Consider the following 26,399-nt stretch of genomic DNA (forward strand, 5'->3'; position numbering starts at 1 on the left):
AGAAAGAAAATGAAACGAAATATAAAGTATGTCGCCATTGCAGCACTGGCCATTTTAAGCGCTTGTAAACAACAGCTAAATATCGATCCGGAAGGTCCGCCATCTGCTCAGAATTTCTGGAAAACGCAGCAGGATGCCATTAAAGCCGAAAACGGTTTGTATGAGAAATACAATGAAGAGGATTTTTATGGCAGGGGGATGTTCTGGTTTATCAATGCCAGCGATGACATGGTCACCGGTAGGAACAAGCCTGAGGCTGATAACATTAAAAACTTTAATAAAACTTATGTTGGTGGTGGATACACTGAATCGCAATGGTCTATGCGTTATGCGGTAATTAAGCGCGCCAACGATATCCTGAAGTATGTTCCCGGGATTGAGATGGATGAAAACCTGAAGAAACAGGTGATTGGTGATGCTTATTTTAATGCGGGATTGATGTATTTTCAATTGGCAGCCAATTATGGAAATGAGAAAGCAGGGGTGCCTATTGTAAGTCTGGATACAGACCCTTCAAAGGCGATTCCGAGAGCAAAAAATGTGAATGAAAATTATGATTATATCATTCAGTTGCTTTTGAAAGCGGCAGATCAATTGCCTTTGTTTTCGGAAATGAAAGCGGCAGATTATGGTAAGGCGCATAAAACTGCTGCCTGGGCGTATTTGTCGAAAGTTTATCTGTATAAAAAGGACTATCCCAATGCGGTAAAATACGCGGATATGGTGATCAATTCTGGTCAGCATGATCTGGTGATGACCAAATTTTCAGATGTTTTCAAAGCCTCGAATAACTGGTCAAAAGAGTATATCTGGTCTGTGGTATGTACGCCAAATGGTGGTGGTACGGGCTGGGGAAGTAAGCTGCCAGGTGTAATGCTGACCAATAAAGGTTGGGGTATTTACAATGGATGGGGGTATTATCTGCCAACAAAAGAGCTGTACGATTCGTATGAAACAAACGATCAGCGTAGGGAAGCCACTATTTTAAAGACCGGTGATGTGTTCTTTTTCTTTGGACAGGAGCGTAGTTTCACTAAAGATGGCGGGGCAACTTCTGATTATCAGTTTAAAAAATACATGGAACCTTTCTCTCATGCTGATCCAATACCAACACATGTTAATCCAAGTGGAGATAACGGCACCACAGATTTGAATGTTCCTTTGATGCGTTTTGCAGAAGTATTGCTGATCAAAGCAGAAGCTGCGATTATGAGCGGTGCTGCCGGAGCCGGAGATACTGAGCTGAATAAGATCAGGCTTCGTGCGGGTTTAATCGCAAAATCAGGAATGACCCTTGCGGATTTGAAGCGTGAACGTCGTAGTGAGCTGGCCGGGGAATGGGCAGATCGCCACCGGGATTTAGTGCGCTGGGGTGATGCAAAGACGGTTTATGCTTTGCCCTTACACGATTCGCAGGGAAATGTGATCTGGGCATCCAGAGTATTTAACCCTCAGATACATGATGTATGGGCTGTTCCACAGCGGGAAATTGACAACAGTTCCGGTGTGATTACCCAAAATCCGGGCTGGTAATTCAGGCGGTTTTTTAACCTGATGTGGATCTGTAAGATCTCTATATGATTGCCACCAGTTTTGGTTTAAACCAAAACTGGTGGTGCTTTTAAAAACTGTTCTTTTTCATTAGTTCTTTTGATAGGTAACAGGTTACCTGTCATTTGAATAAAATTCGATTCAAAACAAAACATGGATATAAAAAATATCATTCGTTCTGCGGTTTTTGCAGGAGTCTTATTTGCCGTAGAGGCAAAAGCACAACATACTTTAAGTTTTAATTCTGGTCATAGTCATAATGATTACCGGCAGAATATCCCCTTATTAACCGCCTATTACGCAGGGATGGGTGCTATTGAAGCTGATGTTTTTCTGAAAAACGGGGTTTTGTATGTCGCCCATGATGTTTCAGAAATTAAAGCAGACGCTACCTTGAAAGCACTTTATCTGGAGCCTTTAGCTAAGTTTTTCCGGCAGAACGGGAATAAAGCTTATGCCGATTCAAAAATGAAACTGCAACTGGTGGTGGATATTAAGGAGAACCATCCGGCTGTACTGGCACAATTGATTAAAGATCTAGCCGCTTATCCGGGCGTTTTCAATGATGTCAGGAATCCAAATGCCATTCGCATAGTCATTAGCGGGGATGTGCCTCAGCCTCAGAATTTTCCTGATTTTCCGGAATACTTGTCATTTGATGGGAGGCCGAATATCAGTTATACCGCTGATCAATTGAAAAGAATAGCGATGATCAGCGATGATTTGAAAAACTATACCTCATGGAACGGGAAAGGAAATCCGACACCAGGGGATCTTACTATGCTAAAAAGTTTGATTGATCGGGCACATGCACAACATAAGCCCTTTAGGTTTTGGGCCACACAAGACAGTCCCAATACCTGGATCGTTTTGGAAAGGCTGGGGGCAGATTGGATCAATACGGATCAACCGGGAAAATTAAAAGATTTTTATGTTCATAAGGATAAACTGACTTATACAAATCCGGTGGCTTATCCGGTTTATACCCCGGAATATAAGGTGGACGGCCTCCTTAAGCCGGTTAAAAATGTAATTCTGCTGATTGGTGACGGCATGGGGCTGGCGCAGATTCATGCGGGCTATATTGCCAATCATGGACAGTTAAATATGAGTAATATTCGTAACATCGGATTCTCTCAAACGGCTGCTGCTGATGCAGGGAATACGGATTCTGCTGCGGGTGCTTCTGCAATGGCTACTGGTGCGAAAACGAATAACCGCTATATCGGGGTTGGACCGGATGGAAGAAAAATGACCAATCTGGTAGATACCCTGGCAGGTTATGGAATTAAAAGTGGGATTATTAGCGTTGGCGACCTGACGGACGCGACTCCTGCTGCATTTTATGCACACCAGATAGACCGGGCAATGTCGGGGGAGATTGCAACAGACCTGGTACAAAGCAAGGTAGAAATTCTTGTGGGCTCCAATCAAAGGAGTTTTCTGAAAAATAAGGATGGCGAACTGATGAACAAATTGAAAACGCAGGGTTTTCAATTGAGTACTCAGGCGAAAGATTTTTATGGTCATAGGGAGGGGAAGCATTTGGTTTTATTGCCGGATAGCGCCACCAGACCTGTAAAAGATGGTCGTGGGGAACTGTTAAAAGAAAGTTTACAGCACACTTTGCAAATATTATCGGCCAATAATAACGGTTTTTTTATCATGGCGGAGGGGGCGCAAATTGACTATGGAGGTCATCAGAACGATTTGCCTTATGTGGTTACGGAACTCCATGATTTTGATAAGGCCGTTGCTGCTGCCTTAGCGTTTGCAGATCAAAATAAAGAAACATTGGTGCTGATCACTGCCGATCATGAAACCGGAGGCTTAACATTATTAGATGCTTCTGCAGAAAAGGGAATGGTGACCGGCGAGTTTAGTACAAATGACCATACCAATATTATGGTTCCTGTGTTTGCTTATGGTCCCGGATCAGCAGAATTCCGGGGAACTTATTCAAATCATGAGCTTTTTCATAAAATACTCAAGGTGATTGATTTAAAGCAGAAAAAGAAGCGGAAGTAATGCTGGTAGATTTCCGGAAAATCGCTAATTTTAATCACCATGACTAAACCTTCCTTAAAGCGAAATGCTGCGAAAAAAAAGATCTTTGTGCTGGATACTTCTGTCATTCTGTACGATCATAATGCCTTCAATAATTTTCAGGAGCATGATGTGGCCATCCCCATACAAGTACTGGAAGAGTTAGACAATATGAAAAACGGGAATGAAACACGCAATGCGGAAGCCAGAAGCTTTATCCGTTTAATGGATCAGGCCTCCGGAGATAAAATCATGGATCAGTGGATTCCGTTGAAAGGTGTTAAGCAAGGCCATTTTAAGGTAGTGATGGATCATAAACCCGCGCGCTATGATGCGGAGGCTATTTTTGGCGCAGGGAAATTTGACCATCGCATTTTAAATGCAGCACTGAGTTTACAGGAAGAGTTTCCGGAAAAGAAGGTGGTGCTGGTCTCTAAAGACATTTGTTTGCGGTTAAAGGCGAAATCTATGGACCTTCACGCGGAAGATTATGAAACCGGAAAAGTTAAAAATGTAGCTGCGCTATATACCGGAAAAACAGTGCTTCCGAATATAGATGCGCAGCTTTTTGATACTTTGAAAAGCGAGGGGAGTGTTCCTGCTGCGGAAATGAAACCGGCCCCCATTGGCGGAAATCATTTTTATATTCTGAAAAGTAAAAGAAAAACTCAGACGGCTTATTATGATGTTCAAACCGATAGTCTGATTCGCGTAAAGTCTCAAAAGGTTTTCAATATAGCGCCGAGAAATGAGGAGCAGAGTATGGCGATCAATGCGCTATTGAATCCGGCCGTAAAGCTGGTGACTATTCAGGGGAAAGCAGGTACGGGGAAAACCCTGATTGCGATAGCCAGTGCTTTGGAAATGCGTAAAGATTACCGCCAGATTTATGTGACACGGCCAATTGTTGCCTTAAGTAATAAGGATATTGGCTTTTTGCCCGGTGATGCGAAATCGAAGATTGATCCTTACATGGCGCCCATATGGGACAACCTGAGGTTTATCAAAGAGCAGTATCAGCATGACCCTAAAACCCAGGCACGGATCGAGGACTTTGTACACAATGAAAAGATTTTGATTGCTCCCCTGGCCTATATCAGAGGGAGAACACTGACGAAGATATTTTTCATTGTGGATGAAGCACAAAACCTAACCCCTCATGAAATTAAAACCATTATTTCCCGTGCCGGTGAGGATACTAAAATTGTGTTTACAGGTGATATTTACCAGATTGATACGCCTTATCTTGATGCTGAGAGTAATGGCTTATCCTACCTGATTGAAAGTGCGAAAAATCATCCGCTATATGCACACATAACCCTGGATAAGGGGGAGCGTAGTGAACTGGCTAATCTGGCGAATGATTTGTTGTAGTTTCTTTTTCATGTTGAATTCCCTTTGTATAGGAAGAATTGCACAGGATAAACTAAACATAAAAAAACCGCTCTCCTTTTGAACGGTTTTTCGTTTTCTAGCTGAATATTAGTGTAATGGCTTTTGTTTTATAGTGGGCAGTCGGACTGCGTTCCTTACAGTTTTGCAATAACGAAACCGGTCAGGTTTAGTATGGCTACATCATTTTTAACCAGATTGTGCTCATTTGATGATCCGCTGAGTTTCAAATCGGATGCGCCATTGATATCTGTGTACAGGCTTCCGATAGTGGCATTCACATTTGCTCTAGCGCTATCTTTTAAGAAAATCTGAAGTACAGCAAGGTCAAAGCTGCCACGGGTTTTTACGGTACTGGTTTGGGCGGCATCAATTCTTTGCAGGTCTTTTACATGGACATAAATTGTGCTTTTATCTGTAGAATTGATGTACAGGGTATATCCTTTTTGTTGAACGCTAGTTGTGTTGCTTTTAATTTCGTCATAGCTTTGGATGCTTTCGCTGTTTCCCTGAATCAGGACTACATTCGCATTTCCGGTTACCACTACTTTGTTGAATTTTACGGTACTGCTGTTATGGGTTGGAGATTTCTCTTTCGCCATCGTATTGAAAGCCGAAGAAGTTAAAACGATAGCTGTTAAAGTAGTTGCGATTAGGGTTTTGATGGAAGTTTTCATGTCTTTAGTTTTTAAGTTTTTTAAGGTTATTTGTAGTTAAGACCAGCTCAAATGAGAAAGGTTACTGCGGTTTTTGGTGCTTTAGACCATGTCAAAAGAACTGTCGACCAACCGCCGGAACTTCTCGACCAATCGACGAAAATATTTTCGTCGATGATTATTCAGGGTTTCGTCATCTTTTGAGGAGCTAAATGATTACTTACCATAGGTCAACAAAGAGGACTGATATAAGCCGGAAATTTGTCTCATCATAAATCATAAATGACATGGGACATCTAATCAGGAAAGATTCATTAGCTGTAAATGAAATCTTAAATAGGGTAAACAGCGAAAAAACATATTTCGTTTACACCGATAAAACGGTTCGTATCTTCAAGCTTGCTGTGTTTTTACTGTTGGCTTTTGTACTTGTTAGTCGTTTTTATCAGGCTGATGCAGATGTGGTTAAACTGAGGCCGGTTGATGTGGTAGCGGGTCAAATTGTTTTTGGTGCACCTCTGCAAGACGTAGACCTGATTGATTTATCCTCCGTAAAGTCTTTTATGAAAAAGAGAACATCCGCAGAATTGAAAATAAAAGGATTGGTCGCTAACGTTGCTCCAAACGGACAATTGGAAATGATTCTGGAAGATGGTACTTTGCTTAAAGTGAACCATCAAATGAAAATAGAAGCGGCTGGAAGTTTAACAGGTAAGGAAATCGTAATGGCTGGTAAGCTGTTTAAATCTGATGATCATGGAAGGCTGACCTATGATGCCGTTAGTTTAATGGTGTTGTAATTCTTTAATAGCCTTGTAACTGATTTTTTATAACTTGTCCTTCATAGATTCAGATTTATGAAGGATTATTTTTTTAACCTGCTTGCTTTTGACTATTGGACAAATGTCAGGCTAATTCAGTCCATGCAGTGCGCTGAGGAGATTCCTCAACGGGCAAAAGACCTTTTTAACCATTTACTCGCTACAACAAGAGTGTGGCGGAACCGGATGGTTGGAGAAATGCAGGATGTGGATGTCTGGGAGAAGTTTGACGAAAAAGACTGGCAGCAATTGCTGGATCAGAATAACCAGCTGATGACTGCTTTCCTGGAACAAATGGACGCAGCAGACTTTCAACGTAAAATACGTTATTACAACACTAAAGGAATAGCTTATGAGAGCCTACTATCCGATATACTAACACACCTGATTGTTCATTCAGCATATCACCAGGGGCAAATTGTTAGCCTGATGAAACCTTTCTTCAGTACGCCTCCTGATCTGATGTACATCACTTATACCCGCGAAAAACAATGATTTTAGAAGTAGCCATATTAGACGTTATCCCACATCTGAAACTTTCTTTTGAGAAAGATTTTGAAAAAGCATCAGGGATTATCAGTAGCATGAAAGGATACCGGGGGCATCAGTTACAACGATGTCTGGAAGTTTCTAACCGATATATTTTATTGGTTAACTGGGAAGAGCTGGAAGACCATACTGTTGGTTTCAGGCAATCCGAAGAATACCTGGAATGGAAAGCATTACTACATAAATATTATGATCCTTTTCCGAAGGTGGAACATTATGAAATGGTGTTCTCAGAAAAAAAATAGACAAAAAGCTTAAGTTTGAATTTCAAAACCAATTAACTCATCATGGCCAATAATGTAAATATCACTTCCACAGGGATTAAAAAAGTTCTGCGTCTTTACAATGAAAAACAGGCACTTGCAGAATACATCTGGAATGGTTTTGATGCAAAAGCAGATACCATTTTGATTGATTATACTTTTAATGCGCTGGGTAGCATAGAAAGTTTGAAGGTTGCAGATAATGGATATGGGATCAATTTTTCTTTGTTAAAAGATAAGTTTAACCCTTTTTATGAATCCGAAAAAGCACTGGAACAACGTATTCACCTACATAAGTCTACGATGCACGGAAAGAATGGGGTGGGTAGATTGACCTTTTTTACTTTTGCTCATGCTGCGGAATGGAATACTACTTATGAAGAAAAGGGGCTATTGAAAAACGGAAGTATTAAAGTCGCAGTAGGAGCATTGAATAATTACGAGGCGAAGCTTTTAAACGAAGATGTAAAAGTAAATGCAGCTATAAAAGGAAAATCTACAGGTACTACCGTTTCATTTGCTGAGGTACAGTTTTCAAAAGAAGCGATGGAATCGAGTATCATTCCATATTTACGAGCGGAGTTCTGCTGGTTTTTGGAGCTCCATAAAAACAGGGGTTTTTCTATTGTGATCAATGGCGAACCCTTAGCTTATCAGGAAAACATCATTGATCAGGAGGATGGATTGGTTTTTAAATACCAGGAAAGTAATACCACATTCAAAGTGAAATTTATCCAATGGAAGGAGTCTTTACACAAGGAATTGTCGAAGAATTACTTTGTGAATCATAAAGGTCAGGAAGTTTATAAAGACTACACTACGCTGAATAAGAAAGCCGATGAATATTATCATAGTGTTTTCATTGAGAGTGAGTTTTTTGATGAGTTTGATTTTAGCAGTACTGATTACGAGGCTCAGGTTAAGCTGTATGCCCGTACAAAATCTTCTCTGGAATATAAGTTTCTGATCAAAAATGTAAATGAGCTGTTGAGAGCTAAAAGAAAACCATTCCTGAAAGAGTTTTCAAATAAACTGATGGAAAAATATGCTATGGAAGGGGTCTTACCACAGTTTAACGTAGCGGATGAAGCGCAAAGAAGGGATCTGCTGGAGACTTTAAAACTGATGTATGAATTGCAGCCTAAGCTATTTAGTGGTTTAAGCATAGATCAAAAGAAAGCTTTTATTCGCTTAACCCATGTATTGCTCAATTCTAAGGAAAGGGGACAACTGTTCTCCGTTATCGAAGGGATTGTAGAGCTGGAAGCTGAAGAAAAAGAAGAGCTGATGAACTTTTTAGCATTCCAGGATTAATTAATCATGGAATGCTTTATCAAAAGATAAATCTTTTATAAGGTCTCTTTTTTAGAAGTCAGGGTTGCACCGGCACTGGCAATAACTACCAGGGCAACGGCAAGATATTCGAAAAGAGAAAGGTGTTCATGTAAAAATATGATACCTGCCAAAGAGGCTACCGCAGGCTCCATACTCATCAGAATGCTGAAAGTACGTGCTGGCATCTGACCGAGGGCGCTCATTTCTAAGGTGAAAGGAATGGCACTTGATAAAAGGGCTAATGCAGCGCCGAGTAACAATAAGGTAGGCGTAATTTCACCGAATCCACCACCGATAAATCCAAAAGGAACCACGAGTAGGGTTGCGAAAATCATTCCCACAGAGACGGCATCGCCACCTTTCATGATCTTAGAAATCCGGCTACCCAACACAATATAGGCTGCCCAGAATCCTCCGGCCAATAAGGCCAGGAGCACACCGATCAGGTCTAGTCCCTGGTTAGACCATGGTGCAATTAAGGCAATTCCGACGGCTGCCAGTAAGACCCAGAGGTAATCCAGTCCGCGTTTAGAATTAAATACTGCAAGTAATAATGGCCCGATAAATTCGAGGGTAACACCTAATCCGAGTGGAATCCGTTTAATCGCCATGTAAAAAATCACATTCATTGCACCCAATGCAAGGCCATAAGGAATTACAGCTTTCCATTGTGCTTTGCTGAGTTTAAATAAATTCGGGCGGTTGACCAGCAGTAAAATGATTGCCGATAACCCAATTCTCAGAGAGGCGGTGGCCGTAGGGCCAATAGCCGGGAACAATCCTTTTGCAATCGCTGCACCCGCCTGCACGCTAATGATAGCCAATAACACTGCGGGTAATGGTGGAATATTGAGCAGGCTAGGTCTTTTCATAATGCGGAGGTATTAAATGGAATAAATCAAACGTTTAGTTGATGATTTGAAACGTTGTCCCGATTTGGGAGCGCAAAATTACGAAAAGCAGACGACAATATTTTATGGATCTTTCTATATCTTAGACAGCAATGAAAAAACTCGTTGTATTTGTAGGAATTACCTTCCAGTTTGTTTTCGGATGGATGCCGGTTAATAATTGTTTTGCGCAAAGAAAGCCAAATGTCATTTACATCTATGCAGATGATCTGGGCTATGCAGAAATAGGTGCTTACGGGCAAGATAAAATCAAGACTCCCCATCTGGATCGCCTGGCAAAAGAGGGAATGAAGTTTACCGAACATTATACGGGGACACCAGTTTGCGCACCTGCCAGGGCGATGCTAATGACCGGAAAACATGGCGGACATGCTTACATCAGGGGTAATCACGAACTGGGTGGTTTTCCGGATAGCGAAGAACGAGGCCAGATGCCCTTAAAAGAAGGGACTTTTACGGTGGCTCACCTGATGCAACAGGCGGGTTATAAAACCGGCCTGGTCGGTAAATGGGGATTAGGTATGAACGGTACTTCCGGTTCCCCCTTAAAGCAGGGTTTTGATTATTACTACGGATTGCTGGATCAAAAACAAGCACATAGTTTTTATCCGACCCATTTATGGGAAAATGATCAAAAGGATACCTTAGATAATACTTTTATCAATGTTCATCGGGCACTGGATCCTAAAAAAGCGACCGCTAAAGATTTCGATTATTATAAAGGGAAAGTTTATGCCCCGGAGAAAATGACGGAAAAAGCATTGTCATTTATCGATCAGAATAAAGAAAAACCTTTCTTTTTATATCTTCCATATCCATTGCCACATGTCTCTTTACAGGCACCGGATGCATTTGTACAGGCCTATATCGGGAAATTTGAAGAACAACCTTATTACGGTCAGCAAGGTTATGCGCCAAACCAGCATCCCTATTCAACTTATGCGGCAATGATTACTTTTTTAGATGCACAGGTGGGGATGATTCTAGAGAAAATCAAAGCGCTGGGATTAGATGAAAATACGATCATTATGTTTTCCAGTGATAATGGAACTACTTTTAACGGGGGTGTAAATGCGGCCTATTTTAATAGTGTAGCAGGCCTTAGGGGATTGAAAACCGATGTTTATGAGGGTGGAATCAGGGAGCCCTTTATCGCACGCTGGCCGGGTAAAATTAAAGCAGGCTCCGGGAGCAGTTTGATCTCCGCACAATTTGACCTCTTAGCAACCCTGGCAGAGTTAACCGGACAAAAAGTTGAAAATACCGATGGTATTTCTTTTTTGCCAACTTTATTGGGTAAATTAAAACAGCAGAAAAAACACAAATATTTATACTTCGAATTTCCTGAAAAAGGAGGTCAGCTAGCCATTAGAATGGGCGATTGGAAAGGTGTCCGCACCAATGTAAAAAAAGACCCTGATAGTCCATGGCAGGTTTATCATTTGAAAACTGATAGAAACGAGACTAAAGACCTGTCGAAGAGCCATCCGGACCTGGTGGCACAGTTTGATGCCATTGTGAAAAAAGAACATCAGGACTCCCACCTGAAAGACTGGAACTTTTTATAAGACAGGCTTCATTCTCCTGTTTTTATTATATTTTTATACAAATTTAAACGATCATGAAAAAGTTTATTACCCTTCTGTTTTTCGCTCTGCTGGCTATTGGCGTTCAGGCTCAGGAAAAAACAAAAAAAGCGGCAGTTGTTAATTTTGAAAAACCACATGTGGTAGAAACCGCTTGCGGGGAATGTAAATTCGGCCTTCCGGGAAAAGAATGTGACCTTGCGGTACGTATTGATGGTCATGCTTATTTTGTGGACGGATCTGATATTGACGATCACGGCGATGCACATGCCAAAGACGGTTTTTGTAATAAAATCAGAAAAGCAGAAGTGACTGGGAAAGTAGAAAACGGCCGTTTTAAAGCCAGTACTTTTAAATTGTTAAAAGATGAGGCAGGAAAACCAGCCCCGAAAAAATAAATATCCACCAGATTCGATTCCTGAAAAGCCATCTCTTTTAAACCAGAGGTGGCTTTTTTTGTGCAGAACCGCATTATTTTAAAAAACAAGAAGATAGTTGTTACCTTTGAAAAAGTAGTTAAAACCCATCAGATATGTTTCATAAAGACGAATATATAGCAAGAAGAAAACAACTTTCCGGGCAGCTTAAGTCCGGTATTTTACTTTTTCTGGGAAATGAAGAAAGTCCCATGAACTTTTTGGACAATGCTTATCATTTCCGACAAGACAGCACATTTTTATATTACTTCGGGATTCCGGAACCACAACTCGCTGCGGTAATTGATCTGGACGAAAACCAGGTGACCCTTTTTGGCGATGAGATGAGTATGGATGCCATCGTTTGGATGGGCAGACAAAAAACATTGTCAGCGAAAGCGGAAGAAGCAGGAATCACGAGACTTTCTCCTTTGCAGCAACTGGATCAATACCTGGCCAAAGCAAAAGGGCAGGGTAGAACCATACATTTCCTGCCACCTTATCGTGCAGAACATAAAATTAAACTGGCAGAATTGCTGGATATTAAACCAGGACAGGTCAAAGAAAAGGCCTCAGTTCCTTTGATTAAAGCTGTAGTGGCGCAACGTTCGGTGAAATCAGCATTAGAGTTAATCGAATTAGATAAAGCTTCGGTGATTTCTGCAGATATGCACCTGAAAGCGATGCAGCTAGCCAGACCTGGTATGACGGAAAATGAGTTGGCAGCGGCTGTTCATCAAGTCGCTTTAAGCTCCGGCGGACAGCTTTCTTACCCGATCATTTTAACCGTAAACGGACAGATTTTACACAATCATTATCATGGCAATATCTTAAAAGAAGGCGATATGGTACTGAATGATTCAGGGGCAGAAACGCCAATGGGTTATGCTGGTGACCTGACGCGGACCTTCCCGGCAGGCAAAAAATTCCTTCCGGAACAAAAAGATGCTTATAACATTGTGCTTCATGCCTATCAGCAGGCGGTTGAAGCACTAAAACCTGGCGTGAGGTATATCGACGTGCATTATCAATCTTGTTTGAGCCTTGCAGAAGGATTAAAAAACCTGGGTCTGATGAAGGGAAACCTGGAAGATGCAGTAGCTAGAGGCGCTCATGCGTTGTTTTTTCAATGTGGTACAGGTCATATGATGGGATTGGACGTGCATGATATGGAAAATCTTGGCGAACAATATGTCGGATACACCGATGAACTTCAGAAAAATACGACTCAGTTTGGCTTAAAATCATTGAGATTAGGGAAAGCGCTGGAAGAAGGATATGTGGTAACGGTAGAACCGGGGCTCTATTTTATTCCTGAACTGATTGATCAATGGCAGGCTAGCAATGAGTTTTCAGAATATATCAATTATGATAAAGTGCAGGCTTACCGTGATTTTGGTGGGATCAGAGTAGAAGACGATTATGTGATCACTGCTGATGGTTATAGAAAATTGGGTAAAGACCTGGCGATTTCGGTAGCAGACATAGAAGAAATCAGAAGTACCGCGTTTTAATACAAACGTTTATATTAAACTATTGTTATAAGTATTAATTGTTCTATTCCCGATGAATTGAGCTGGAAAAATCTCTGCTCAATTCATTAGGATGACGCTAAAATAACCAGGACAACGCTAAAAATTTATGGGGAATAAAGTACCAGAGCACTGGAATGAAAAGGAAGAACTGATAAAACTAAAAGCAGGAGATGAGGTTGCTTTCGGGAAGCTTTATGCGCATTTCAGTGGAAAAATATATGGGCAGTTGCTGCACCTCCTGAAAGATCAGAATTTAGCCGATAAGTTGGTTCAGGATTTATTTCTAACCGTTTGGGATAACAGGAATAGCATTTCTCTTAAAACGCCTTTCGGAACCCAACTGAATACAACGGCAGAAAAACTGGTATTCGATTATTTCCGGAAATTTGTGAGTGATGAAGAAACGGAGCTGCTGATGGCACATTTCGGTACACTTTCTGAAAAAGAATTACGTTTACTCATTAAAAAAGCATTGTCTGATGAGCTACCTGTGGGTTTTATCGATGTACGCTTAAAAAAACATATCGCTGATCTTTACCCGCTACTGAGTTCGGTGATTAAATCTGCCGATCATAAGATCAAGCTAATTCCATTTTATAAACAACGATCTTTCGCCTATCTCGCGATAGCTTGTCTCGCTTTGTTGACAACGGGGTTTATGTCGATGTTTTACAGGCAGTTCAGGGCTTCAAAATTTGATGACCCGATTACAGGTTCCGCTTCTTATGGCATTGTGCCGGGGAGCAATAAGGCCTCGCTTTTATTGTCAGATGGACAAACAATTAATTTGAGTGAGGTTAAAAGCGGATTGCTGATCACAGCGTCTGGTATTACCTATAACGATGGAACCGGATTGCCGGTGCTGGCTGACGGTTTAGATTTGACCCTTAAAACGCCGAATGGAGGGCAGTATATGCTGACTTTATCTGACGGGACTAAAGTGTGGTTAAATGCAGCCTCTTCCCTTAAATTTCCGGGTATATTTTCAGAACAGAAACTGCGTAAAGTAACGCTGAGTGGAGAAGCTTATTTTGAGGTGGCCAATAATGCTGCAAGTCCCTTTATTGTAAAGTCGGCCAGGCAGGATGTAAAAGTGCTGGGCACTCAGTTTCAGGTGAGTAGTTACCCCGATGATGCAACGGTTAATACGGCCTTGTTGAATGGAGCGGTGCTGGTTGACCATCCGGCTATAGGAAATAAAGAAACGGTATTAAAACCCGGGCAACAGCTGGTGTTAACGGAATCAACGGCTAAAGTAGAAAATGTCAATGTAGCAGATCTGCTAGCCTGGAAAAATGGATCCTTTGTGTTTAAGTCAGAGCGATTGGGAAGTATCATGAAAAAGATCAGTCGCTGGTATGATGTTGCTGTGGTGTATGAAGATGTAAATCAAGATCAGCTACTCAGTGCTGAAGTTTCCAGATTTGACGAGCTGTCTACCGTATTGAGTCAGCTGGAGTTGTCGTCTGCAGTTCATTTTAAGCTGGAAGCAAAACGGATTGTCGTGCTGAAATAAGCCTTCCTGACATTGAAATAGTTAAAAAAAAACGCCTGTAAACGGAGGAATTAATCAGTTTACAGGCGTTATCATACAGTTAGCTGTAGTTTTCCTGAATACTTTCATTGGGGATGAAATCCTGAGGGCTGCAACCGAACTCTATAGCTATTTTATTGAGTTGGTCATAGGTATACATGGCTGGCCATCTTTCCCCCTCTATCTGTCCGATATAACCATCAGAAACTTTCAGAACACTGGCAATGTAAGTTTGCCCTTTGTTTCTTTCTTTTCTGATCGTTCGTACTTTACGGACAATTTCTAGTTCAAATTTCGATTTTGTGTTCATAATGAGGCATTAAATAAGGAAAAGGACAAGACTCATTTTGATAACCAGGCATCAATAAATGGGTTTATCATTTCGCTATTGGTTTGTTTAATTTGGTTGATTGTATTGGTTTGTGGTTTTTTTGTAGAATGTGTTTTTGTTATTTAGGATAATTTAGTTGGTTTTAGGTGGTTCAGGATAAATGGTATGCTCAATTCTGTTTCGATTCTAAATTAAAGTTAAGTAATTAAATAATTTATTACACACAAAATCGTAATTAATAATTGTGGTTTTAGTGGTTGTCCAGAATTATATTTTGCCGGAGTAGGCTGTAGTCGGTTTTTCCCCTTCGGATAAAATAGTTAATAACAGCGGATGGGTGGGAAAAGGCCGGTTGGAAATAAAAAGGCCTGTACAATGAGGTCATTGACACAGGCCGGGGCTGGGGAGAAAATAAATGATTAACTTTTTCTAACGTTTACTGCATTTAAGCCCTTTTTACCCTGGGCTACTTCGTAACTTACGGTATCATTTTCACGAATAGGTTCTTTTATTCCTGAAGAGTGTACGAAGATTTCGGCACTTCCATCTTCAGGAACAATAAATCCGAATCCCTTTGTAGCATTAAAAAATTTCACTGTTCCTTTTTGCATGGTGTAAAGTTTGTGGTTTTATATTAGACGAATAAAGGATCTTGCAAGCTGTGCTTGCTGATCTGTTAGCAACTGACGTATTTCAATAGTCAATCCTTCGGTTTCCAAAGCGGTTTGACAGGCTTTTTGCGCCGCATCTTATTATTTTCCATAGCGATTTTATATATTTCACAGGAACAAGCAATGTAGAGAAATGTTTATACTTTGAAATAATTTGAACGCTTACTGTTTGATTTTAGGTACTTTACACTGTTGTTTCCAGGTGTTTTACTTTTTGATCTGCAGTATAAATACGTGATTTTGCAGCGGGGATGCCTTTCGGGATTCTCATTAAAAACACTTTTAGCTTTGGCTTGTTATTTTATAGGTTAATTGTTTAGATTTCTCCTTATTTATGATCAGTATTCCCCCGGAACAATACGCGGACTTAACCAAAGATTCCAGCGCAGCATATATGCTGAATTTAATCGATGTGGCCTGCCTGCAGCTGGATGTTAACCATGTAATTTTATATGGGAATAAAAAGGCCGCCTCACTTTTTCAGCTGGAAATGATAGGGCTCAATGCCTGGGATTTTTTTGATAAAAGCGCTTGCCCGGAAGCTTTCAGAGCCATTCACAAGGCTGTTTTTGAGAATACAAGTGGTAATACTGAATACTTTTGTGGCTATAGCCAGGCCTGGATTTCCCTTCAAACCATTCCCTCTGAAGATGGTGTTGTTTTAATGTTTACAGACATCACTGAAATGACCAATATTAAACTTGAGATGTTAGAAGAACAACATCGTTTGAAATTGGCTCAGGAATTGGGAAATATCGGTTATTTTGAAGGCTTATCCGAAACTGATACCCTTTATTTAAGCGACGGGGTATATCGTATTTACGGCCATTCCCCACAAGAGAAACCCTTTAATCTGGAGCTGCTGTTCTCTTATTTCCATCCGGATGACCGGCTTTTAGCACGTCAGACTTTTGAAAGTCAATTGCGGAAAAAGTGTTTTTTTGAACAGAGCTACCGTATGCTGACCACTCAGTCGGACCCGAGGGTGATCCATCTGAAAATGGAATTTTTATTAGATATAAATACCGGACTGACCCGTTTTTATGGCGTAATTCAGGACTTAACGTTGCAGCACCAGACGAAGCTGAAATTGAAAGAAAGTAAAGAATTAATTGCCTCCGTTTTTGAGGCAAGTTTGCTGGGTGTATCCTTATTGAAGCCAGTAAGAAATCTTTCAGGGAAAATTATAGATTTTCGGATTGAAATGATCAGCAGGGAATTAAAAAGAGAGGTGCAACGAGATGATTTGATTGGTAAATTTTATCTGGTTGAATATCCAGGTGTAAAACCCTCCGGTTTATTTGATTTAATGCTTAAGGTGATGGATACCTCCAGGGCCCAACAAACAGAATACTATTATGATTATGATGGATTTAATGAATGGTTTTCCAGTATGATCATAAAAATTGGGGATGCTTTGCTTGTGACCACGATAAATATCAACAGTCGTAAACTCGCAGAGCAGGAGCAACTGAAAAACCTGATGATCTTACAGCAATCAGAAACACTGGCAAAGATCGGGAGTTGGGAGTACGACCTGAGCTCCAAAGCCTTTAGCTGGTCAGAAGGCATGTATCACCTTTTTAATCTGGATAAAGAGGTCTCACCGGTACCTGAAATTTATCTTCAATATGTTACGGTAAACTACATCTCTGTAGCAGAAAAAATTATTGAGCTCCTGAAAACCGGAGAGACCGGGTTTGAAGAAACCATCGAGATTTTAGTGGACGATATTCCAAAGGTTTTGAAAATAAAAGCTTCAATTCATCGGGATCAAAACGGAAAACCATTAAAGGTATTAGGTGTAGATATAGATATGACCATGCAGGTAGAGCTCTTTAAAAAGAATGAATTACTGAAAAAAGAGGTTTTTATGGCTATCCTGGAAACACAACAGGCAGAACGTAAACGTATCGCCGAAAACTTGCATAATGGATTAGGGCAATTGCTTTATGGCGTTAAACTTAGTTTATCTAAAAATATGATCAGTCAGCGTAATTTGCTACCCGCAGCGCAGCTCAAAGAATTACAAGATACGGATGACTTATTGGGAGATGCAATCAGAGAAAGCCGGAGGCTCTCCCATGAATTGATGCCTGCGATTCTGGAAGATTTTGGTTTAAAAGCCGCATTAGATGATATTTGTAATCAATTTCAACAAGCCATTCTTATTCATACCGTATACTCGGGATTAGAGATTAAACGGGATAAATTTATAGAAATTTCTATTTACAGAGTCGTTCAGGAATTGATCATGAATGTGGTTAAACATGCGGAGGCTACCAAAATTATACTGACGATTAATGTCCATGAAGATGTCATTCATATTCAGGTAAATGATAATGGAAAGGGATTTGATCAGGATCTGACCAGCAATAATGGAATCGGTCTGAGAGCAATCAGAAATAAAGCAAGTCTCTTAAATGGATGTATGGCTATTAATTCCGTTATAGGAAAAGGAACGGTAATTTCAGTACTTATCCCCAACGTTCTGTCCTGATTTAATGATATTAATTTACTGGTAATTCTTTTATTTATGGATAAATACGTATTAGGTTCACGTATTTCTACGGTATTTTACTAAAACAAGATGAAATATTTCTTCTTTTAGCGCTAACTATTGTGATTTTTCTCGAAATTCATAGGTATGGAAGCTTTAAGAGTGGTGCTGGCTGAGGATCATCATATCGTACGGGATGGGATTCGGTCGTTGTTAGAACAAGAGAATAGTATTAAAGTTGTTGGTGAAGCGACAAATGGTTCTCAGGTTATTGATTTGTTAGCAGAAGGGCTGGAAGTAGATGTCGTTTTGGCAGATCTCAATATGCCTGAAATGGATGGTATTACGCTCATTAAGACCTTGAGGATTCATTATCCAAAGGTAAAAATCGTGATACTTTCTATGTTGGATCAGCATAAATATGTTTATGAAGCTTTTTCTGAAGGTGCAATGGGCTATTTATTGAAGAGCGTAGGAATTGAGGAGCTTCTATTCGCATTTCGCCAGGCAAATCAGGGCCATAAATACTTATGTACTGAATTGGGTCTCCAGTATTTAACAGATACTTTCCATCATCCCCGCGGTTTTTCTGAATATTTAGATCAAACCCAGCTAGATCTTTCTCCAAGAGAGGTGGAAGTACTTTACTTTATCGGGGAGGGATTCACAAATAATGAAATCGCAGACCAGTTATTTATTAGTAAACGAACGGTAGAAGGACATCGGCAAGCGCTTATTGAAAAAACAAGAGTGCGGAATACGGCCTCGTTAATTCGTTATGCTGTAGTGAATGGGCACCTAAAATAAGCGTGGTTTTTGAGCAGCAATAGGTTCTGTTACCCTAAATTGTGGAGTAGATGGCTAATTTGAGTTGTTTTCGTGGTGGAATAAATTTTTATCAATCTATATTAATCTTACATTAGCTATAAATATGGATATTGACAAAAATAGTTCCGGTCGGCAGACAGAGGAAGCTGATTTTTCTGAACTTACTGAAGAATTAACGGAGAAGAGTAAGCAAAAGAAGTTTTTTCCAATTATTGCTATGGGAGGATCTGCTGGATCTTTTCATGCATTTGAAGCTTTTTTCAGGCATACGCCTAAGGATACCGGCTTTGCTTTTGTAATCATTATGCACCTGGATCCTGATCAAAATATTGGACTTTCTGAATTGATTCAAAAATCAACTTCTATGCCTGTGGAGGAAGCAGAAGATGGATTGAAACTCATACCCAATCACATCTATGTAATTCCCCCTGCCCGTGATATGGGTATTCATAATGGTCATTTACTGTTGTTTAATGAATCCCGGTCAAAAGGTGCCCATATGTGTATCGACTATTTTCTGCAGAGTTTAGCGGAAGATCAGTGGAATTATGCTGTGGGTATTGTTTTTTCAGGAATGGGCGCAGATGGTGAAACCGGACTGCGGATGATCAAAGAAAAGCTGGGAATGGCAATGGTTCAACTTCCGGAAACAGCAGAGTACAGCAGCATGCCTGAAGCAGCAATTAAGACCGGCATGATTGATTATATTTTGCCACCGGAGGAGATGCCAGGCAAATTAATTCAATACCTGAACCATCCGGCACTAAAAACAGTTGGGACCGATGAATTGCTGAAAGAAAGAAATAATCATACGCATCTGAATAAAATTTTGATGATGTTACGCTCGCATACCGGGCATGATTTTACATTATATAAGAAAAATACCATTACCAGGCGTGTAGAAAGACGAATTGCCTTTCATCAGCTTCCGGATTATATTAATTACGTTAATTTTCTCAGAGAAAATCCACAGGAAATTGAGGTCCTTTTCAAGGAATTATTGATTGGAGTGACTAAGTTTTTCAGAGATACTCCTGCGTTTGAACAAATGAAAGAACATTTGTACGCCAGATTGATCAAGAAAAGTCCGGAAGAGCCAATCCGTATCTGGATTGCAGGGTGTTCTACAGGAGAGGAAGCTTATTCCGTTGCCATTTTTGTGATGGAGTTTTTAAGCGCAATGAAGTCCAGGCCTCAACCTAAAGTACAGATTTTTGCGACCGATTTGGATCCAAATGCAATTGATCATGCACGTGCCGGCTTTTACTTTTCTAATATCACCTCTGAGATCTCTGCAGAACACCTCGAGAAATACTTTATCAAGAAGAACAATGGATATATAGTGAAAAAGGAAGTTCGTGAATTGATTGTCTTTGCACAACACAACCTCATAAAGGATGCTCCTTTTACCAGACTGGACTTGTTATGTTGTCGTAATGTGATGATTTACCTGACCGCAGATTTGCAAAAGAAACTCATGCCTATTTTTCATTATTCCCTGAATATCGGAGGAGTTCTATTTCTGGGACCTGCAGAGTCTGTTGGGATTTTTAATGACGCTTTTAATGTGCTTGATTCAAAATGGAGACTTTATGAACGTAAAGACGGGTCTTCAGTAGCAGGGAAAATGATTGATTTCCCTTTTAATATCACCAATCAATCGGATAAAAATATGAAAGGACTACAGGAAAAACCAGTAGCCAAAAGTTTATTGGCAGAACGTTTTCATAAGGTGCTCTTAGAGGCTTATACACCATCCTCACTGTTGGTGGATGATAAGGGAGAGATTTTATACATCAATGGTAAGGTAGATAAATACCTTAAATTTCCTTCGGGAGAGGCTTCAATGAATATCCATAAAGTGGTGGTGGAAGAGCTCCGGTATGCACTTGGGAACGCGATCCATCAAGCGGTGTTAGAAAAGGCTAAAGTAGAATATACCGAGTTAAAAATCAATTTTAACGGTGTTCAGCAACTGGTTGATTTTAGCGTGGATCGTTTGGATGATACCCAGCTGCAAAATCTTTTTGTAGTGGTTTTTATAGATAGAGGACCAATAAAGAAGCGGGCGGGAGCAATTGGAAAGCGCAATGCAGTTCAAGGTGCTGCAGTAGAAGGTCTTGAAAAAGAACTGACTTATACCAAGCAGCAGTTGCACACCACCATTGAACAAATGGAAACTTCTCTGGAAGAACTGAAATCCACCAATGAGGAACTTCAAAGTACAAATGAAGAATTACAGAGTACCAATGAAGAGGCGCTGACTACTAAGGAAGAGATGCAGTCTTTAAATGAAGAGCTGATGACCATCAACCTTCAATACCAGAATAAGGCCGAAGAGTTGACGCGGATGAATAATGACATGAAAAATCTATTGGACAATACGGATATCGGAACGATATTTTTGGACAATAATCTCAATATTCTGCGATTCACACCACAGGTAACTAAACTATTTAATGTGATCAATTCTGATCTGGGCCGCTCAATCACTCATATCGCTTCTAACTTTGATTACCCATCAATTGAAACTGCCATTCTGGAAGTAATTGAGAAACTAAATGGGAAAGAACTGGAAGTGAAAACAAAAACCAACGACTGGTATAATCTGAGGATAATGCCTTACCGCACGATGGATAATTTCATTAGCGGGGCCGTACTCACTTTTACCAAAATCACTCCTGTTAAAGCTTTGGAAAGGAAGTTTTCCAGCCTGCTTTCTTACATTCAGGCAACTGTTGATCAGTTGCGCCATGCTGCAGTTATCCTGGATAAGGATGGTAAAGTGATGGTGGTAAACAGCTTTTTCTTACAGATGTTTCAAATGAGAGAATCAGAAATTAAAGAACAATTTTTTATGGAAATTGTTCATAACAGGTGGAATACAAATAAATTAGATGCCCTATTCTTAGTGGAAGATAAACAGCCTAAACTATACCTTCAACATGATTTTCCTACGTTGGGAATGAAGAAGTTAATGATACATTTGGAATATGTTCCTGAAGGAAAACAGGACGAATACACGGTTAGTATTGTGAATTTCATTGAAAAAGAAAGTGAGTAAGAGAAGCGAGAGGGAGAAAGTTATTTCCTTGCTACGGGCAAGAATCGGGAGGTCCAATGATCCATCATTGTCTTTAGATAAACAGATTTCGGATCATGAACTGGAAGTCCTTCTGGAAGAATTACAGATTTTTCAATTGGAATTGGAAATGCAAAATGATGAACTTTCTAATTCCTATCAAATGCTGGAATTGGAACGTACTAAATTTGTGGACTTCTTCAACCTTGCGCCTGTGGGCTATTTTATCGTTGATCATATTGGGTTGATAGAAGAGGCAAATCAAACAGGTATCGATATGCTGAAAATGCAGAAATCTAAAATTATCGGTAAGAAATTCCAAAGCTTTTTTTCAAATCAGGAATCAGAAATTTTCTATGAATTTATACACCGGTTGAACGTTGGAAATCATAAGCAAAATTGCGAAATTAAAGTGCGCTTGTTCAATGATCAGGAGTATCATGCCCGGATGGAGGGCATAGCGATTATTGATGTTGCGACCAACAAGCATAAATATTATGTAACCGTTATTGATATCTCTGAAAGTAAACGCGCCCAACTGGAACTCCTGAAAACGAGTCAAAGGTTAGAAATGACCTTAAATGCTTCCGGGGCGGGGACATGGACCATGGACGTGAGTCACAATAAGTTGTTTCTGGACGAGTATAGCTACTCCGTCCTTGGACTGATGAAATGGGAATTCGATGGCACAATCAAAGGCCTGATCTCTTTAATACATCCTGAAGATAAAGACGCGGCAAAAAGAATGCTGTTTAGTACCATGCATAATTTTGATGATTTGGATCTGGAATTTCGAATCCAAACTAAATACGGAGAAGTAAAGACGATTCAGGCCAAAGGACATGAAGTTGTAAATGACATTACACCCAGCTATTTTGTTGGGATTCTGATGAACATTACGGCACAAAAAAAGCTGGCTAAAGAAGCAGAGGAATTGGATAAACTGCAACAGCGGTTAATCTTGTCCACTACTTTTAATGCTCAGGAAAAAGAGCGGTATAGGATTAGCAGTGCCTTGCATGATAGCGTTTGCCAGATTTTATATGGTATCCGGTTAAATCTTTTGAATATACAGCTCAGTAAAAACCTGAAGGGGGAGTTTGTTAATGTTAATAAATTACTAGATCAGGCGATTAGAGAAACCAGGGAGCTTTCTTATGAATTGACTCCTTCGGTTCTCAGAGACTTTGGTTTTGTTTCCGGAGTTAAGGAGATGGCTCAAAGGCTAAGTACACCTGAATTCCAAATTAAAACGATCATAAAAGAGGATGTTTTTCCTATCAATGAAGAAGTACAATTGTATGCGTTCAGGATGATTCAGGAGTTGATTAATAACTGTATCAAACATGCGCATGCAACGGAGGCAAAGATCATGATCTACTCCATTGAGGAGAAGATGTATATCGTGATTAGTGATAACGGTTCTGGATTTGAAAAATCCGTCAAGGAATCCATCATATCAGGATCTGGAATTCGCGGGATCAAGAACCGTATTTTTCTTTTAAATGGAAAGATCAATGTAGATACGGGGAAGGTTGGGACAACGATCAGTATTCAAATTAATCAGGATCCGGACTTAATGGGAACTCCGGAAACTTAATCCGTTTGTGTTATGTCTAAAAATGAATTGAAAAATATCATTGTTATCGGAACTTCTGCCGGAGGGATCAATGCCGTTTCTAAATTAGTTGCGGGATTTGATCATGATTTTGATGCCGCAGTGTTTGTAGTGATTCATATTTCCAGAAATTCTTTAACGGAGGTTATTTTAAATCAGCTTCAAAAGCAGACTGTTTTAAAATGTGTTATTCCTAAGGATGGGGAAAAGATCAGAAATAAGGTGATTTATCTGGCCCCGGCCGACCATCACATGATGATAGATAAGACGAAAATTCTGGTCAGGAAAGGGGCTTATGATAACCACTGGAGACCTTCCATAGATGTGTTGTTTCGTTCCGCAGCGGCATCCTATGATTCTTGTGTAACCGGGATTATCTTAACGGGCTTATTAGATGATGGCACCTCGGGCATGTCGGCTATTAAAAGAAGTGGTGGCCGCTGCATGGTTCAGGATCCTCAGGAAGCAGATTTTCCGGATATGCCAAAGAGTGTGTTAAATAGTATGGAGGTGGATTACAAAGTTTCTATTAATGAAATGGGCTATATCTTGTCCGATCTGTTTTCCAGAAGTCAATGTGAAGTAGGCCATGTTCCTGCCGATGTGAAACTGGAAGCGGAAATTACCATGAGGATGAGTAGCAGTGTAAAAGATCTGGAGAAATTAGGACCTTTAACGCCTTTCACTTGTCCGGATTGTGGTGGGGTATTGGCCAGAGTAGAAAACGACCAGATTGCCAGGTATCGTTGTTATACCGGGCATACTTATACAGAAAAAGCACTGGAATCTGAAAAGATAAAAAGAATAGAAGAATCTTTATGGGTTGCCATTAGAATGATGGAAGAAAGAAAAAACCTACTTGAATCTATGGGATCCTATAATAGTCAGAGTAAAAATGAGCGCGTCGGACAAATGCAAGTCCACATTGAGCGTTTAAAAAGTATGATGATGGATTTTAATGAAAACCTGACTAGACAGGAACAAGATGACTTATCGTAATATTAAAATATAAAATTTAACTATATGTTACAGGTATTATTAGCAGAAGACCATAATATTGTCCGCAATGGCATTAAGATGTTATTGGAAACAGATGAAGGGATAAATGTAGTTGCTGAGGCTGTAAATGGCGTAGAAGCACTGGCTTATCTTGCCACTGGAAAGAAAGTGGATATTGTACTGGCTGATATTAACATGCCGGAAGTAGATGGCATGATGTTATTAAAGGCGGCGAAAGAGATGAATTCTTCTGCGCTAATCGTGATGCTTTCTATGCATGACAATGAAAAATATGTTACACAGGCATTTTCGGCTGGTGCTGTTGGGTATCTCCTGAAGAGTGTAGGGGCAGAGGAACTGATCTTTGCACTGAAACATGTAAATGCAGGAGGAAAATACCTGTGTTCAGAACTGTCCATGAGGTTGTTAGAAAAATGTAGTCAAAATGCAACAGCTAATGCTGTCAGGGCAGAGGTAACTCATGGCTTTTCTGACCGGGAAGTGGAAATTCTGGCCTTAATTGCAGTTGGACTCACCAATGTGGAGATATCCGAGCGTTTATTCATTAGTAGAAGAACAGTTGAAGGGTATCGCCAGGGTTTGATCGAAAAAACAGGTTCTAAAAATACAGCAGCATTGGTTCATTATGCCGTGTTGAATAGATTAATTGAATAAAAAGACATTTTATAGCTGAGTTGTTGTCTTTCAGTGGTTTAAATGTGGTTTTTGCGAAAAATACGTTAGATCAAATATGACTACCTGTTTTAACGATGATAAATACGCATTAGGAAGTTTTTTGGTTGTGAGGCATAGCTTTTGATATTTCACTGCTGTACTAATTAACAATCCTATGAACACAACCACAATAGATTTTAACTTTCAACTATGGAGCTATAAGGACAACTTAAGGTCTTTTGCTCTGGCATTTACTCAAAACGATGATGATGCCGACGATTTGGTTCAGGACACCATGTTAAAAGCAATTCGTTATGAAAAGAATTTTAAGCATGGTACCAATCTTAAAGGATGGTTATATATGATCCTGCGAAATACCTTTATCAATAGTTACAGGCGAAGAAATCTGGCGAAAACGTTTATGAATTATGGGGTAGACATTACCACTACAGGTGCTGCTTTAGGCGCATCGCATAATTCAGGAATGGGAAAGTGTATTTTGAATGATATTCAATGCGCACTTAAGAAATTGCAGCCTCAATACTACACTCCTTTTGTAAAGTATTTTGAAGGGTATAAATACCATGAAATTGCAAAAGAACTGAATATCCCGATAGGGACTGTGAAAACAAGAATTCACGTAGCAAGGGGGCTTTTGAAAAATGACCTCAAATCTTATCAGGATCAGTTTTTTAATAACGGAAATCCATTATGATTTTCCTAACCTTTTTACAAACAGAAAACCTCCTGTGAACACCCACAGGAGGTTTTTGCTATAGGTTAAGTCGTGTTTACTTAATTTTTACTGCGCTAACTTCAATCAGTATGGGGCCATTTTCAATCGGATAACCCGGAACTTTTGTTCCACTAAGCTGAACCTCTTTACCCTCAAAATCATTAAGATCTACACTACTGCTCTTCAGAGCATACGTTTTGTGATCCGATTCAATGGTGTGTGTACCATATTGGTACGTCGTCATTCCTGTTTTTTCAATTTTACCGGTTAAGCTAACAACATTTGCATCTTTTGAAGATTTCATGCTGCTACAGCCTGCAATACCGAAGCCTAGGGCTAAAAGAAGGATTAACTTTTTCATAGA

The 26,399-nt window shown here is 40.0% G+C and carries 23 protein-coding genes; 18 read left to right on the forward strand and 5 right to left on the reverse strand.

Features of this window, described 5'->3' with window-relative positions; translation table 11 throughout:
* Positions 1-9: 9 nt before the first annotated feature.
* The 3 genes from R2Q66_RS19950 (at position 10) to R2Q66_RS19960 (ending at position 4,971) form a co-directional block, all read left to right on the forward strand.
* Positions 10-1,533, forward strand: coding sequence for a RagB/SusD family nutrient uptake outer membrane protein (locus R2Q66_RS19950; RefSeq protein ID WP_316752404.1), 1,524 nt, complete (start codon positions 10-12; stop codon positions 1,531-1,533).
* A gap of 171 nt (positions 1,534-1,704) precedes the next feature.
* Entirely contained in the window at positions 1,705-3,579 is a 1,875-nt protein-coding gene (locus R2Q66_RS19955; RefSeq protein ID WP_316752406.1) for an alkaline phosphatase, read from the forward strand.
* Between the two features lie 39 nt (positions 3,580-3,618).
* A complete protein-coding gene (locus R2Q66_RS19960) occupies positions 3,619-4,971 on the forward strand; it encodes a PhoH family protein (protein WP_316752408.1) in 1,353 nt (450 codons plus the stop codon).
* 155 nt (positions 4,972-5,126) lie between these two features.
* On the opposite strand, the gene R2Q66_RS19965 is transcribed toward R2Q66_RS19960, so the two are convergent.
* Positions 5,127-5,666 (reverse strand): GIN domain-containing protein, encoded by a 540-nt coding sequence (locus tag R2Q66_RS19965; RefSeq protein WP_316752412.1) that lies wholly within the window; start codon positions 5,664-5,666, stop codon positions 5,127-5,129.
* Between the two features lie 266 nt (positions 5,667-5,932).
* Between R2Q66_RS19965 and R2Q66_RS19970 the strand changes: the two genes are divergently transcribed.
* Genes R2Q66_RS19970 through R2Q66_RS19985 form a run of 4 tightly spaced genes read left to right on the forward strand, consistent with a single transcriptional unit; the run spans position 5,933 to position 8,592 of the window.
* On the forward strand, positions 5,933-6,445 hold the full coding sequence (locus R2Q66_RS19970; RefSeq protein ID WP_316752414.1) for a hypothetical protein: 513 nt from the start codon (positions 5,933-5,935) through the stop codon (positions 6,443-6,445).
* Positions 6,446-6,502: 57 nt separating this feature from the next.
* Positions 6,503-6,961, forward strand: coding sequence for a DinB family protein (locus R2Q66_RS19975; protein ID WP_316752416.1), 459 nt, complete (start codon positions 6,503-6,505; stop codon positions 6,959-6,961).
* On the forward strand, positions 6,958-7,260 hold the full coding sequence (locus R2Q66_RS19980; RefSeq protein ID WP_316752419.1) for an antibiotic biosynthesis monooxygenase: 303 nt from the start codon (positions 6,958-6,960) through the stop codon (positions 7,258-7,260). The genes R2Q66_RS19975 and R2Q66_RS19980 overlap by 4 nt, the downstream gene beginning before the upstream one ends.
* 42 nt (positions 7,261-7,302) lie before the next feature.
* Positions 7,303-8,592: an ATP-binding protein gene (locus tag R2Q66_RS19985; RefSeq protein ID WP_316752421.1), complete on the forward strand. Its 1,290-nt coding sequence runs from the start codon at positions 7,303-7,305 to the stop codon at positions 8,590-8,592.
* A gap of 35 nt (positions 8,593-8,627) precedes the next feature.
* On the opposite strand, the gene R2Q66_RS19990 is transcribed toward R2Q66_RS19985, so the two are convergent.
* Positions 8,628-9,485 carry a DMT family transporter gene (locus R2Q66_RS19990; protein ID WP_316752423.1) on the reverse strand — a complete coding sequence of 286 codons (858 nt, stop codon included), beginning with the start codon at positions 9,483-9,485 and terminating at the stop codon, positions 8,628-8,630.
* 131 nt (positions 9,486-9,616) lie between these two features.
* Here R2Q66_RS19990 and R2Q66_RS19995 point away from each other — a divergent pair, with 131 nt between their 5' ends.
* The 4 genes from R2Q66_RS19995 to R2Q66_RS20010 all read left to right on the forward strand — a co-directional run bounded on the left by R2Q66_RS19995 (position 9,617) and on the right by R2Q66_RS20010 (position 14,577).
* A complete protein-coding gene (locus tag R2Q66_RS19995) occupies positions 9,617-11,092 on the forward strand; it encodes an arylsulfatase (RefSeq protein WP_316752426.1) in 1,476 nt (491 codons plus the stop codon).
* A gap of 53 nt (positions 11,093-11,145) precedes the next feature.
* Positions 11,146-11,508: a DUF6370 family protein gene (locus tag R2Q66_RS20000; RefSeq protein ID WP_316752429.1), complete on the forward strand. Its 363-nt coding sequence runs from the start codon at positions 11,146-11,148 to the stop codon at positions 11,506-11,508.
* 134 nt (positions 11,509-11,642) lie between these two features.
* Entirely contained in the window at positions 11,643-13,040 is a 1,398-nt protein-coding gene (locus R2Q66_RS20005; protein WP_316752430.1) for an aminopeptidase P family protein, read from the forward strand.
* 127 nt (positions 13,041-13,167) lie between these two features.
* Complete coding sequence (locus R2Q66_RS20010; RefSeq protein ID WP_316752432.1) at positions 13,168-14,577, forward strand: FecR domain-containing protein; 1,410 nt, start codon at positions 13,168-13,170, stop codon at positions 14,575-14,577.
* Between the two features lie 79 nt (positions 14,578-14,656).
* On the opposite strand, the gene R2Q66_RS20015 is transcribed toward R2Q66_RS20010, so the two are convergent.
* Positions 14,657-14,905 carry a helix-turn-helix transcriptional regulator gene (locus R2Q66_RS20015; protein ID WP_316752434.1) on the reverse strand — a complete coding sequence of 83 codons (249 nt, stop codon included), beginning with the start codon at positions 14,903-14,905 and terminating at the stop codon, positions 14,657-14,659.
* 440 nt (positions 14,906-15,345) lie between these two features.
* Positions 15,346-15,537, reverse strand: a complete 192-nt coding sequence (locus R2Q66_RS20020) for a cold-shock protein (RefSeq protein ID WP_316752436.1) — start codon at positions 15,535-15,537, stop codon at positions 15,346-15,348.
* A 394-nt stretch (positions 15,538-15,931) separates the two neighbouring features.
* On the opposite strand from R2Q66_RS20020, the gene R2Q66_RS20025 reads away from it, so the two are divergent.
* The 7 genes from R2Q66_RS20025 to R2Q66_RS20055 all read left to right on the forward strand — a co-directional run bounded on the left by R2Q66_RS20025 (position 15,932) and on the right by R2Q66_RS20055 (position 26,014).
* A complete protein-coding gene (locus R2Q66_RS20025) occupies positions 15,932-18,097 on the forward strand; it encodes a PAS domain-containing protein (RefSeq protein ID WP_316752437.1) in 2,166 nt (721 codons plus the stop codon).
* Positions 18,098-18,244: 147 nt separating this feature from the next.
* Entirely contained in the window at positions 18,245-18,904 is a 660-nt protein-coding gene (locus tag R2Q66_RS20030) for a response regulator transcription factor (protein WP_316752439.1), read from the forward strand.
* Between the two features lie 124 nt (positions 18,905-19,028).
* Entirely contained in the window at positions 19,029-21,989 is a 2,961-nt protein-coding gene (locus R2Q66_RS20035; RefSeq protein WP_316752441.1) for a CheR family methyltransferase, read from the forward strand.
* Complete coding sequence (locus R2Q66_RS20040; protein ID WP_316752444.1) at positions 21,982-23,607, forward strand: PAS domain S-box protein; 1,626 nt, start codon at positions 21,982-21,984, stop codon at positions 23,605-23,607. Before R2Q66_RS20035 ends, R2Q66_RS20040 begins: the two co-directional genes overlap by 8 nt.
* 12 nt (positions 23,608-23,619) lie before the next feature.
* Positions 23,620-24,624 (forward strand): chemotaxis protein CheB, encoded by a 1,005-nt coding sequence (locus tag R2Q66_RS20045; protein WP_316752446.1) that lies wholly within the window; start codon positions 23,620-23,622, stop codon positions 24,622-24,624.
* Between the two features lie 24 nt (positions 24,625-24,648).
* A complete protein-coding gene (locus tag R2Q66_RS20050; RefSeq protein ID WP_316752448.1) occupies positions 24,649-25,299 on the forward strand; it encodes a response regulator transcription factor in 651 nt (216 codons plus the stop codon).
* A gap of 175 nt (positions 25,300-25,474) precedes the next feature.
* Complete coding sequence (locus tag R2Q66_RS20055) at positions 25,475-26,014, forward strand: RNA polymerase sigma factor (protein WP_316752450.1); 540 nt, start codon at positions 25,475-25,477, stop codon at positions 26,012-26,014.
* Positions 26,015-26,090: 76 nt separating this feature from the next.
* On the opposite strand, the gene R2Q66_RS20060 is transcribed toward R2Q66_RS20055, so the two are convergent.
* Positions 26,091-26,396 (reverse strand): hypothetical protein, encoded by a 306-nt coding sequence (locus R2Q66_RS20060; protein ID WP_316752452.1) that lies wholly within the window; start codon positions 26,394-26,396, stop codon positions 26,091-26,093.
* Positions 26,397-26,399: the final 3 nt, after the last annotated feature.

The organism is Pedobacter gandavensis, assembly GCF_032677645.1.
Lineage (GTDB): Bacteria > Bacteroidota > Bacteroidia > Sphingobacteriales > Sphingobacteriaceae > Pedobacter > Pedobacter gandavensis_A.